This is a genomic window from Reyranella sp. (assembly GCF_050185545.1).
Taxonomy (GTDB): Bacteria; Pseudomonadota; Alphaproteobacteria; order Reyranellales; family Reyranellaceae; genus Reyranella.
The window spans coordinates 2693-12287 of sequence record NZ_JBFWZI010000199.1 but is presented as its reverse complement, the minus strand read 5'-3'; the positions used below and the strand labels follow the sequence as shown (position 1 = coordinate 12287).

18 protein-coding genes and 1 tRNA gene are annotated in these 9595 nt (G+C 63.3%); all 19 read right to left on the bottom strand.

Translation table 11 applies throughout. From position 1 onward, the window contains the following. Nucleotides 1–628 precede the first annotated feature (628 nt). Nucleotides 629–1243: a transcription termination/antitermination protein NusG gene (gene nusG / locus AB7O82_RS32305; RefSeq protein ID WP_428621197.1), complete on the bottom strand. Its 615-nt coding sequence runs from the start codon at nucleotides 1241–1243 to the stop codon at nucleotides 629–631. Nucleotides 1244–1251: 8 nt separating this feature from the next. Beyond that, on the bottom strand, nucleotides 1252–2436 hold the full coding sequence (locus AB7O82_RS32300) for a hypothetical protein (RefSeq protein ID WP_428621195.1): 1185 nt from the start codon (nucleotides 2434–2436) through the stop codon (nucleotides 1252–1254). Next, nucleotides 2433–2645: a hypothetical protein gene (locus AB7O82_RS32295; RefSeq protein WP_428621193.1), complete on the bottom strand. Its 213-nt coding sequence runs from the start codon at nucleotides 2643–2645 to the stop codon at nucleotides 2433–2435. The genes AB7O82_RS32300 and AB7O82_RS32295 overlap by 4 nt, the downstream gene beginning before the upstream one ends. 112 nt (nucleotides 2646–2757) lie before the next feature. Beyond that, on the bottom strand, nucleotides 2758–3015 hold the full coding sequence (locus AB7O82_RS32290) for a hypothetical protein (RefSeq protein WP_428621192.1): 258 nt from the start codon (nucleotides 3013–3015) through the stop codon (nucleotides 2758–2760). After that, nucleotides 3012–3350, bottom strand: coding sequence for a hypothetical protein (locus AB7O82_RS32285; RefSeq protein ID WP_428621190.1), 339 nt, complete (start codon nucleotides 3348–3350; stop codon nucleotides 3012–3014). Before AB7O82_RS32285 ends, AB7O82_RS32290 begins: the two co-directional genes overlap by 4 nt. Before the next feature lie 44 nt (nucleotides 3351–3394). After that, nucleotides 3395–3805 carry a hypothetical protein gene (locus AB7O82_RS32280; protein WP_428621189.1) on the bottom strand — a complete coding sequence of 137 codons (411 nt, stop codon included), beginning with the start codon at nucleotides 3803–3805 and terminating at the stop codon, nucleotides 3395–3397. Beyond that, a complete protein-coding gene (locus AB7O82_RS32275; RefSeq protein ID WP_428621187.1) occupies nucleotides 3765–3992 on the bottom strand; it encodes a hypothetical protein in 228 nt (75 codons plus the stop codon). Before AB7O82_RS32275 ends, AB7O82_RS32280 begins: the two co-directional genes overlap by 41 nt. Nucleotides 3993–3999: 7 nt before the next feature. After that, nucleotides 4000–4806 carry a DUF2303 family protein gene (locus AB7O82_RS32270; RefSeq protein ID WP_428621185.1) on the bottom strand — a complete coding sequence of 269 codons (807 nt, stop codon included), beginning with the start codon at nucleotides 4804–4806 and terminating at the stop codon, nucleotides 4000–4002. 39 nt (nucleotides 4807–4845) lie between these two features. Next, nucleotides 4846–5160, bottom strand: coding sequence for a hypothetical protein (locus tag AB7O82_RS32265; protein ID WP_428621183.1), 315 nt, complete (start codon nucleotides 5158–5160; stop codon nucleotides 4846–4848). Then, nucleotides 5151–5408: a hypothetical protein gene (locus AB7O82_RS32260; RefSeq protein ID WP_428621181.1), complete on the bottom strand. Its 258-nt coding sequence runs from the start codon at nucleotides 5406–5408 to the stop codon at nucleotides 5151–5153. Before AB7O82_RS32260 ends, AB7O82_RS32265 begins: the two co-directional genes overlap by 10 nt. Next, on the bottom strand, nucleotides 5405–5566 hold the full coding sequence (locus AB7O82_RS32255; protein WP_428621179.1) for a hypothetical protein: 162 nt from the start codon (nucleotides 5564–5566) through the stop codon (nucleotides 5405–5407). The genes AB7O82_RS32260 and AB7O82_RS32255 overlap by 4 nt, the downstream gene beginning before the upstream one ends. Next, nucleotides 5563–5760 carry a hypothetical protein gene (locus tag AB7O82_RS32250; protein WP_428621178.1) on the bottom strand — a complete coding sequence of 66 codons (198 nt, stop codon included), beginning with the start codon at nucleotides 5758–5760 and terminating at the stop codon, nucleotides 5563–5565. The genes AB7O82_RS32255 and AB7O82_RS32250 overlap by 4 nt, the downstream gene beginning before the upstream one ends. Beyond that, a complete protein-coding gene (locus tag AB7O82_RS32245; protein ID WP_428621176.1) occupies nucleotides 5760–5930 on the bottom strand; it encodes a hypothetical protein in 171 nt (56 codons plus the stop codon). Before AB7O82_RS32245 ends, AB7O82_RS32250 begins: the two co-directional genes overlap by 1 nt. Nucleotides 5931–5996: 66 nt before the next feature. Continuing rightward, nucleotides 5997–6560, bottom strand: coding sequence for a DUF7220 family protein (locus AB7O82_RS32240; protein ID WP_428621174.1), 564 nt, complete (start codon nucleotides 6558–6560; stop codon nucleotides 5997–5999). Continuing rightward, nucleotides 6557–7996 carry an MT-A70 family methyltransferase gene (locus AB7O82_RS32235; RefSeq protein WP_428621172.1) on the bottom strand — a complete coding sequence of 480 codons (1440 nt, stop codon included), beginning with the start codon at nucleotides 7994–7996 and terminating at the stop codon, nucleotides 6557–6559. Before AB7O82_RS32235 ends, AB7O82_RS32240 begins: the two co-directional genes overlap by 4 nt. Before the next feature lie 286 nt (nucleotides 7997–8282). Continuing rightward, complete coding sequence (locus AB7O82_RS32230; RefSeq protein WP_428621171.1) at nucleotides 8283–8570, bottom strand: hypothetical protein; 288 nt, start codon at nucleotides 8568–8570, stop codon at nucleotides 8283–8285. Next, on the bottom strand, nucleotides 8567–8863 hold the full coding sequence (locus AB7O82_RS32225) for a hypothetical protein (protein ID WP_428621169.1): 297 nt from the start codon (nucleotides 8861–8863) through the stop codon (nucleotides 8567–8569). Before AB7O82_RS32225 ends, AB7O82_RS32230 begins: the two co-directional genes overlap by 4 nt. 139 nt (nucleotides 8864–9002) lie before the next feature. After that, nucleotides 9003–9078: transfer RNA gene (locus AB7O82_RS32220), tRNA-Met, on the bottom strand. 241 nt (nucleotides 9079–9319) lie between these two features. Beyond that, on the bottom strand, nucleotides 9320–9595 hold a 276-nt coding region (locus tag AB7O82_RS32215; protein WP_428621168.1), incomplete at its 5' end, for a hypothetical protein.

Here is a 9595-nt window from a genome sequence, read left to right as displayed (position 1 = left end):
CTCTCTCAGGGTCTACGCGCGATGGAATCTTCCAGCGCAGTAAGGCGCGAGTGGTGAGGCTTGCAGAGGCCTTTGACGTTCGAGCGCACCAGGCGGAGGTGTGGGTGGGTCTTGACCCGCTCGAGGTGGTGTACCTCGGTCGCCGGTTCGCCACAGCCTGCCTGCTGGCAAAATGGAAAGTCCCGCAGATAGCTCTCCCTGAACGCCGTCCAGTCACTGTCATAGCCGCGCTGATGGCGACTTGGTCGCGTGCGATCCAGTGCGGCCTTGCGCTCACGCTCGCTGACGTAACGCTTCTGCCCCGGCGCAACGAAGATGGGTGGACGCTTCGGCATTCACTGTCAGTGAAAAAGGGGACCGTGGTCGGAGGGCATCCACCACCACGGCCCAAGTCAAGGGAGGAATCAACGATAGGGACAGACCTACCGCACCCATGACGCAAAAAGCCCCGGACGATGCCGGGGCCTTGCGGTTTGAATCTCTTTAACGACCCCTGAGTCGGCCCTACCGACTGCGAGGTTGCGCCGAAGGCTGCGTCTGCCTTCGTTCGAAGCGTCCTGCAGACCTGGGCCTGCTGGCACCAAAGGCAACCCCGTGGGGTGGCGACAATCGCCTACGCAGCCTCAGCTTAAACCGCTTCGATGTCACCCTGATCCAACATGGCCGGGGTGATGCGCGAGAAGATTTCGACTCCAACACTGATTCGACCGCCTGTGTCAACGCGTTCGACCCTGGCCGAGAAGCTCTTGAACGGCCCGTTGAGTACCCGCACCAGCTGCCCGACCCTGAAGTATTGCTCTCGCTTGCTCTTAGGCACCCTGCCGATGGCCTCGATCTTGCGAATATCGGCCATCAGCTTCGGCGTCAGGCGGGGCACAAACTCACCGAAGCGAAGCACACCCATGATGCCATCAACCTCCTTCCAGCCCTCGGAGTCCATCTCGAAGTCCGGAACGAGAATGGCGCCCGTGATCAGTGGAGCGCGCACCTTGCGACGCTCAATCTTCAACGTGCCGAGCCTGTAACGGCGCACCTCGCGCGTCGATCCCATCGTGGGCAGGTAGGCCGATAGCCCGAGCTGCTCGCATCGCTTCATCACCCGGAATTCCCGGTTCGGAGCGGTGCGGCGGATGTACCAGCACTTTGGCATGGGCACGGCCACAGCCCCGGAGACCGGCACGTAATCCACGATCTGGCCGATCTGAAGCGCATCGCGAACCTGCTCCATGTTCCCCATCAGCATTGCTTCCCTCACCTTTGGCCTTCGTTTGCGAGTGTTTGGAGATCCTCATCAGTTGGGCCGGGCGGGCCGGTTGGCGAGAGCGTGCCGTCCTTGCGAGGCGGCCAATACCAAGGCGCACGCGAGCCTTCGCGAAGGCGCAGCCTCACAATCCGATCGTCGAAGACCGGCCGCAGCAATTGCTCCCATGCAGCGGCCTGCTGCCGATCGAGGATCGGCCAAGACGACGGATCGCCAGCTTGTGCAAGCGCGGCCAACTGCGGCGTGATCGGGGTGTGGAAGGTGACCGAACCATCACGGCCACGGAAGATTTTGAAGAACGCTTCACTGCGGCCGACGATCTCGTGAAGCACGCGGACGGCTTTGGCTTCAGCGCTGTCTGGAGCGTGCAGCGTGGTGGGCGAGGCCTCCGGCTTCAAGGCTGCCAGCAGCGTCCAGCGCTTCTGCCCGAGATAGGTAAATCCGGCCGGCGGGTGCTTCCGATGATTGCGGCGCATTTCCTCGAGGAAGGGCGCTATGCCAGCCAAAGCCGCCTCGCCCTCCTCATTCGAAAGCGCGTACCATGCACCATCGACCCTCGCCTGATCGTCGCTTGCGTTCGTCGGCCATCGCCGCTTGAACTCGGCCAGATTGAGGGCGTGTCTTTCCCTCGCGCGCGCGCCCTCTCTCTCAGGTTTTTGGGTAGAATCCGTCCTTTGTAAATCCTTGTTTTGTATATCTATATAGGCCACCTCCGCCTTACCCGGCGACGGGTCGGCCAGCGACGGGTAACCCGTAGGTGGATCGCCGCTTTGAGGCGGCTGGTCGGGAACGATATCCGGGCCCGGAATGACGTGATTTTCGTCGGACACGGCCTCGCTGGACACCAGCGACAAAGCCTGCCGGACTTGCTCATCCGTCAGTGTAGGGCCGGGCTCATCCCGGATTTCATAGATCATGTAAAAGGTGCCGTTCGGCAGGCGATCTTTGCGCGCGATGCACCAGCCGAACCGCACCAAATTGGACACCACGCGCTTGATCGCGTCGCGGCCCATGCCCCAGCGCCGCATCAGGGCTGGCCTGCGGACCTCCCAATCGTGCGGGCGCGACAAGAGATAGGCCAGGATGCCGACCTCGTCGGCCGCAAGCCGTTCGTCCTCGAACAGCACGTTGCCAATCGTGGTGAAGTTGGCGGTATGGCGCCGGCGGATGATCATGCGGACGCAACCTCTCGGGCCGGCTCGCACGCCGGCGTGCCGTCGCACTCGATCCGATCGAGCCCGCGCCAGAATTCGGTCCAGTAGACGTCGCGACCACCTTCGAACTCGCGGCGCGAGACCTTGACGAGCCCGCAATGCAGGCACTCGCGCTCCGATTTGTTGGGAAAGACGACCTTGTCGGCCCATCGATGGCGTTCCGCGTTCACCTTCGCACCTGTGGATAAGACGTAAAACGGGGATGGACGCAGTAAGACTCGCCCTCGCGAGGCGACGCAATCGCCACGACATGGCAGGCTGCGATTGTGGAAAGGTGTCTCTTCATTTCGCCCCCAACGAGCACGGCGGCGTGCCCATGGCATCGCTGTATTGGTCGGGCGAGCCGGGAAGCCGCCATTCACGCCAGGCGCCTTCCGGGCCGAACACGGTGATCTTGACGACGCCACAGGGACAGGCCCGCTCGGTCTGGTTGTACGGGCGGCCCTTGTTCGGGTCCGCCTTAACGAAGTGGTCCGGCCCGTAGACGTGACGCGGCACGTTCGGCAGCGGGTTGACCGGCAGATGGGATAGGCTGTTCACTTCTGCGCCTCTCGCTGGTCGAGCGCGCTTCGCCCCGGCGGCGGGTCTCCGCAGAAGCCGGCTGTCAACCCTTGACGCGCGATCCTGCCGAGGACGAACTGATCAGCGTCGTGAAAATAGCGCGGGCGCTGCACTGGATTCGCCAATTCAGCGGCGACAGCGGGTGCAGCCGCAATCCCGGGTAAATCAGCGAGCGCGCGGCGGCCTGGGGCCGACGTCGGCCTGCTCTGCGGCTTCAGCTTGCGGTAGTATTCCTGCGCGCAGGCCTTCTGGGTGCGGCCGGGCACCGAAAGCTGCGCAAACGACGCGCCGTTCGCGCGCTGGTCACGCAGCATTTGCCGCTCGGCTTCGGTCCAGGGCGCGTGTCGGCCGCCTCGCATCACATTCTCCCCATCGCCAGCCACGTGACCGTCGCCATGGCCGCAAGCCCGCACAGGAATCCGTAGACAAAATCCGGCACCCGCTTCTCGGGCTTGACCGGCGCCGGTTCGTGCTCGATCACCTTCTCGGATGGCGACCAGCAATCGGTCACATCGCGCACGCCGCCGGCCACGCGGTCCGACAAAGCGAACACGAAAGCGGCCGTTTGCTCCGGCCCCTGCATCCGGATCAGCGCATTGCTGATGCCGTCGAGCTGGCAGCGCGCGATCTCGCAGGCGATGGACGGCTCGCTATAGGCGCCGACCGAGGCGAGGATCGCCCCTTCCTGCTGGATCATGATGCGCTGGCGGGTGGCTTCGTCGAGCATTTCAGCACAGCCCCACTTCTTTTTCGGCCCGCACTTGAACAAGATCGATGGCATTGAAGCCCGGGCACCGTTGATCGAGATCGGCTTCGCACTTGTCGGCATAGGTCCGCAGTGTTGCGCCGCATCGGCTGCAGATGACTCCCGGCCCGATCCGCTCTTGCACCAGCGCATGGACACGCTCGCGCAGTTCGCGGATACGGTTCGGGGTCTTGCGATGCGGCGCGGCCATAGTCGCCTCAGATTTTGCCGAAGACGGCCATGACGCCGGTTTTCTCGGTGGCATCGGTAACGATCAGTTGGAACGCCGCCTGGCGGACGTGCTCCGCCCGGTGCAGTTTGATGCCGAGCAGTAGCTTGCCGTCCTCCAGCTTCCAGCGGAGGAACGCCGGAACCTCGACGTCCGGGTCGCCGAAATAGACCGGAATTGAAAGCATGAACTTCGTCGGCAATTCGAGATCACCCTTGGTGCGCGCCTCGGTGTTGTCGTTGAACTCAAAGCTCTCATTGTCGCTGGCGGTTCGGACGGCCGCAATGAAGTTCACGCTGCGCCGCGCCTGAAGATCGCGCACAGCCTCGATCAGGGAACCGGCGTCCGGAGCCTTGATATCCGGCGCGTTCTCCTCGATGAACCGCGCGAATTCGAGTTGCGGCTTCAGCTGGCCGTTGATTGCGGACCACACCTTCCATTCTTCGGAAAACGGCAGCGCCAGCGTGGCGCGATGCTCGACCAACTCCGCCTTGTCCTTGGCGTGGTAGTCGATCAGCCCAACGATCCGGCTTTCGGCCACGTCGGCGAACAGGATCGAGCTGTCGGCCTTGAAGCGATTGAGATATGCGATCAGCGCCTCCGCGTTCTGAAGCGTGACTGCCTGCTTGATCGCCTTCGGCTTCAGCGCTTCCAGCTTGTTCTGAGGCGTTACGTCGGTATGCGTCGTTTCCTCCGGACAGATCAGGAATTCCCTGCCGCCTGGCGTGGTGATGACGACGGGCTGTAACATCCCGGCCCGGGTGAGGTTGGCAACGGTCTCGGCTTCGCTCGACATGAAAAACTCCGGTGGTTGACGGATGAATTCGCTACCGGCTCACGCTTGCGAGCGGGCCGCGGCCTCGGTGAACATTTCGCGCTGCTGCGGATCGGAGCGGTGCAGCGCGCCTTCGTCGTCGGAGAAGAACACGGCCTCCGCCAGATCGGCCTCCGGCATCTTCGCCTTGACCTCGCAGGCGAGCGTCTTCTGCGATCCGCCGCCCTTCTCCGGCTTGACCTTGATGGTGATCGTCAGCGTCCCGGCTTTGCCGGTGTCGTCGACGGCCTGCACCAACTCGGCAAGTTTTCGACTTGCCAGATCGGCCGCGCGGCCGTTGCGGTATTCACGCAGGATGTCAGTGATCAGTCGCATTTCGAGCTTCCTCCATTTTGATAATCTCCCTTTTCCATCGGCACGATCTTCCACCCTTCCCGCTTCAGCGATTTCTTCACCAGGTTCACCACGTCCCCGTTGGGGTCCACGATCCGGCCGGGCTTCCACTGCGAACAGGTGAGCGCGACCGCGATGCACTCTTCCGGCGTGACGATGGGCGCAGCAGAAGGCTTGCGCAGCAGCGTCGCCGGCGGATCGATGAAGAGGCCTCGCTTGAGCGGATTCATCGGCGCACCCTCCTCACCTTGAAACGATCCACGACCGACTCGATGGCGGCGAAGATCGCCAGCACGATCACCACCAGCGTAAGGCAGCACAGCACGACCGCCGCCACGGCAAAGCACAGCACGATCTCGATGAATTTGCGGGGCGAGGGAATGGTCATTCGACGACCTCCAACCGAAAGGACGCGATCCACGCTTCCTGAGCAGACCCGTTCGCAAACCACGCGACCTGAACTTGTTCAACGTGCGGATAAAATGCGAAGCCGATCACCGTTGCTCGGATCGAAGCATCGCCGTCGATAGCAACTTTGTCCCCGAGTTTGAAAAGAGAGAAGAAGGTTGAGCGCGCGCCCATCAGATGAACCCCCGATCCCTCGCCAGCCATTCCGGCACGGTCATGTTGGCGAGCGGCAGGCGCTTGCGCACGCCGTTCTGATCCGTTCCCTCCGTCGAGGTTCCGATCAGGTGGTAGGATTTGATTTGCGAGCGCGCGATCCAAAGGGCGCGCCTGCCGTTGATGGACACGAGGACCGCCTTGGTGTCCGCCTGATCTCGATGGACGGACGAGGACTTCTGTGGGGTCGTTGCGGCTCATTTCCGCGACCCCGCAGGCAGTTTGATAATCTCCGGCTCGCGTTCGCCGACGACCGCCAATTTGCGCGGCCTGCGCTGCCGGTCGAATTTCTCGCCCTCGGCAACGATCAGCGCGCAGGCCTTGACGATGTCGCGCCGGAATCCTGCAGGCTTCCACCAATGCGCAGACCAGGGCCAGCCGTGTGGCGGTTCGCCGGCGGGCATCCCGGCATGGCGCGCGTAGAACGATCCAGCCATGGCGAGTTCGCCGGTGTAGTGGCCGTCGTCGTGATGGTGCGACCATCCCTCCTGCTCGATCTGCCGGTAGCGCTCCGCGATCACGGCCTGCATGAAGGGCGACAACGGCCGGCGGATATGCAGCGCTTCGAACAGCCGGCGCATCAGATAGCCGCGCACGATGGAGATCACCGTGAAGATCAGCGCGATCGAGACATTGGTCGAGAGCGGCGGGTGGAAATCGAACAGCGGGAAGATCAGGGCTTGCGCTGCGATCGCAATCACAAATCCGATGCCGGTGTTGAGGCAGGTTTCCAGCCAGGAGAGGAGTTTCGGTTGCTTCATTCCGCAGCCTCCGCAGGCGTAGCGCCGCCGGGCTGCGCCTGGTCTCCGTGCCCGTCCCAGCCCGAGCGAACCGGGCCGCGCGCAAAGAATTCGGCGTAGCGCGAAGCCGGGCACAGCGACTCGACCAGCTGGTAGAATTCGAGCGGCTTCTGCGAGTGGTGACGAACGCGCCCTTCAAGCACGGTTGTCTGTGCACGCAGATCTATGATCGGATTGCCGCGGGTCGCGAGGATGCAGTGCTCGGTCTTGCCGCGAAGGTTCTGGCCGTGGCCCATCTTGTCTTTGACCCAGGTAACGATTGACTTCTCGCCAAAGCCCCAGGCATCGAGCACGCGGAAGGCGTATCGCATGTGGAAGTTTGTCACCCACAGCCACAGCACACAGTCCTCCGCCGCCACGGAGGCGACCGGCACGGCGCATATCTGGTCGATGGACATGGTTGGATAGGGGAAGTACGCGCGCCCCTCGGGGACCGGCTTATTGGGTTCTGAGGGCCATGGCGGATCGACGACGATCACGCGATAAGGGCCGCGCGACGGAATCGCCGGCTCTTCACGCCGGATCGCCTCGCTCTGCTTCATGACCTGGAGCCGCTTGTAGGGGCCTGAGACCTTGCCGCTCTTGTCCATCTTCTCTACCAACTCCGCATACTTCTCCGGCTCGGCCTCGGCCGCCGCTACGACCGCCTCCATCTTCTCGATGGTCTTGCGGTCCTTGCCGACGAAGGCGCCGAGCTTGTCGGCGGCGCGGCCTTTGACCGGTTCGGGGAAATTCCCCAGACCGGTCGTCTTGACCCCTCGCCCATTTTCTGGCCCGGCAAGCGCCTGCCGCTCCTTCGCCTCCGCCTGCAGCTTGGGCGCCAGCGCCCGTTTGATGGCGACGATCTCGGAGGGCGTGAAGTCTTTCCGGTTGGCGTTCTCGCTCCACTCCCCGCGCACGATCTCGTCGAGATCGACGACGTGCACGGGGATTTCCTGGTTGCGAAACCTTGTGAATTCCCAAGCCCGCAGCCGGCGCTCGCCCCCGATCAGGACGTTGTCCGGGGTGATGGCGATCGGCTGCAGCAGGCCTTCGGCATCGATTGCGCGGGCAAGTGATGTGAGATCGCCGAAGTCCTTGCGGTGGCGCTCGCCGATCTTGATTGCCTCGATGGGCCGCGTGGGCTGCTTCATCGCTGGCACCCATTGCAGGATTGGATTCTCGCTTTCGGAATCGGACGCCACGCGGTTCTGCGAGGCGGGACTTCCCGGGGATCTTTCGGGAAGGCCACCACCGCGGGCGTCCGAAGCTGCAAAGTCAGGCACGGGCGCTCCGGGCAGGGGTGCAGCAGCACGCTTGTCAGGGTGGGCATCATGCTGCGCGGCCGGAGCGCCCGGCCCTTCGTCATCCGCCTGCGAGGTTGGCCACCCTGGCGGATGATGGAAATCGATCATCATGAACAGCGGCTCCATGAGCCTGCCCCTGTTTTTTGAGACACAAAATCTCACGCCGGGAAATCACCGGACGAAAAGCAATGAGACGGATACGCTTTGACGCTTACTGGGAACTGTGGGTGCGGGGCTTGGGATCAGCTATCGGAGCTGGCGGGCCTCGCGGTGTTGATAGGCGCAGGTGGCGGCGGCCTGTCGAGCCTTCCGCCGTATTGTTTCCAACGGCGGAGATCGTTCCATCCGCCCTTGAAGGGGATGCGAAGCCAGCCGTCCATTAACGAGTCCGCGACCGTCATCCCCGCCTCCCCTCACGCCCGCTTGCGATTTCCAGCGGCTGAATATCGGACGCCTTGCCGACGGACATGGCGACGACGGGATGCGCGACGCCCTGAATGTGCAGGAAGATCGGCGCGCCTTCAGCGATGCGTGCACGCTCCGCTTCGCTCGGCAGCCAGCCCGAGATCATGAAGCCGTCGCGGTCGCAGATTTCCAGCGTGTGGCAGATGCCGTCCGTCTCGTGATTCCAGTTCGGCGGCGCACCCAGGCGGCGGGTGGCGTCGAGCAGCGGGATCGAGTTCATACCCGGCCTGCCATTTCCGGTTGCCCTTCGAACCGGGCAATCATTTCCTTCATGAGTGCGACCACGTCTTTGCGGTCGGCGCCGTTCGAGATGTAGTTGCAGCGCGCGTCGCCGTTGGCGAGGTTGCCGATAGGATAGACTAAGAGCACAAAGCCGGTCTCCCGCGCTGCGCCTGTCGTGCCGGGAGGGGCGTGCAGCTCCGGATTGAGAACGTCATCGAGCGCGTGCGCGATGGCGTTCATCTGCTCGCGGTACTTCTGCTGGATCGGGGCGTCGCCGAGCTGATGCTTCATGCTGCCCTCCGTGATAAGGATCGGGCGACGGCGGGGCACATAGCGGATTCATCCGCCCTTCCCGATGGAGCCGTCGGCACAAAGAACCCGCCCCATGTCATTGACCCGGGCTGTTGGATGCCAAGGCCGTCGCCCGAACTGGTTGCAGGGGTCGGAATCGAACCGACGACCTCCTGGTTATGAGCCAGGCGAGCTACCGCTGCTCCACCGCTGCAGGAAATTGCGAGGCCCGCGCCTGATCCGGTGATCAGGGACCGTGGATTTCGCAGGCCTCTTCCAGGTGCCGCATATCCAGCGGCGGGAATTGTCGCGCGGGGCTCATCACCCCGCGCGCAGACTGCTGCGCGGCAGTCGCGCCTACTCGCAACCCCGTTCCGGCGGTAGATCGTCTTACGGGGCCCGTCACAGGTGCCCCAGCCGTTCCGGCTTTGCCTCTGGTTGCTTTCGCGACGGCATTCATCGAAGCCGAGACATGATATCGGCAACAACTGCGCCGACAGCACGGCCTGACGCCGGGCTTGCGCCCGACAGCCATCGCTTCGCCGTGCTGCGGTCGCAGCCGCCGCGCTCGACCAGGTATTCAATTGTCTTTCGGGGCTGCGCGAGCTTCGCGAGATCGCGGAAGGAAATTCTCCGATCCACAGGTCGGATTTTTTTGGGCTCATAAATGAGCCCCCGCGGATTTGACGACGCGCGCCGCTGATTCGAACTTGTCCCCATGATTGAACTCGT

What these genes read in the sequence shown, in the direction of transcription:
- AB7O82_RS32270 (WP_428621185.1), bottom strand. Translation starts at nt 4,806, where the DNA reads ATGTCGAGCGAAGCCGAGACCGTTGCCAACCTCACCCGGGCCGGGATG.
- AB7O82_RS32275 (WP_428621187.1), bottom strand. Translation starts at nt 3,992, where the DNA reads ATGGCCGCGCCGCATCGCAAGACCCCGAACCGTATCCGCGAACTGCGC.
- AB7O82_RS32260 (WP_428621181.1), bottom strand. Translation starts at nt 5,408, where the DNA reads ATGAATCCGCTCAAGCGAGGCCTCTTCATCGATCCGCCGGCGACGCTG.
- AB7O82_RS32255 (WP_428621179.1), bottom strand. Translation starts at nt 5,566, where the DNA reads ATGACCATTCCCTCGCCCCGCAAATTCATCGAGATCGTGCTGTGCTTT.
- nusG (WP_428621197.1), bottom strand. Translation starts at nt 1,243, where the DNA reads ATGCTGATGGGGAACATGGAGCAGGTTCGCGATGCGCTTCAGATCGGC.
- AB7O82_RS32240 (WP_428621174.1), bottom strand. Translation starts at nt 6,560, where the DNA reads ATGAAGCAACCGAAACTCCTCTCCTGGCTGGAAACCTGCCTCAACACC.
- AB7O82_RS32230 (WP_428621171.1), bottom strand. Translation starts at nt 8,570, where the DNA reads ATGAACTCGATCCCGCTGCTCGACGCCACCCGCCGCCTGGGTGCGCCG.
- AB7O82_RS32285 (WP_428621190.1), bottom strand. Translation starts at nt 3,350, where the DNA reads ATGCTGCGTGACCAGCGCGCGAACGGCGCGTCGTTTGCGCAGCTTTCG.
- AB7O82_RS32265 (WP_428621183.1), bottom strand. Translation starts at nt 5,160, where the DNA reads ATGCGACTGATCACTGACATCCTGCGTGAATACCGCAACGGCCGCGCG.
- AB7O82_RS32235 (WP_428621172.1), bottom strand. Translation starts at nt 7,996, where the DNA reads ATGATGATCGATTTCCATCATCCGCCAGGGTGGCCAACCTCGCAGGCG.
- AB7O82_RS32250 (WP_428621178.1), bottom strand. Translation starts at nt 5,760, where the DNA reads ATGGGCGCGCGCTCAACCTTCTTCTCTCTTTTCAAACTCGGGGACAAA.
- AB7O82_RS32225 (WP_428621169.1), bottom strand. Translation starts at nt 8,863, where the DNA reads ATGAAGCATCAGCTCGGCGACGCCCCGATCCAGCAGAAGTACCGCGAG.
- AB7O82_RS32300 (WP_428621195.1), bottom strand. Translation starts at nt 2,436, where the DNA reads ATGATCATCCGCCGGCGCCATACCGCCAACTTCACCACGATTGGCAAC.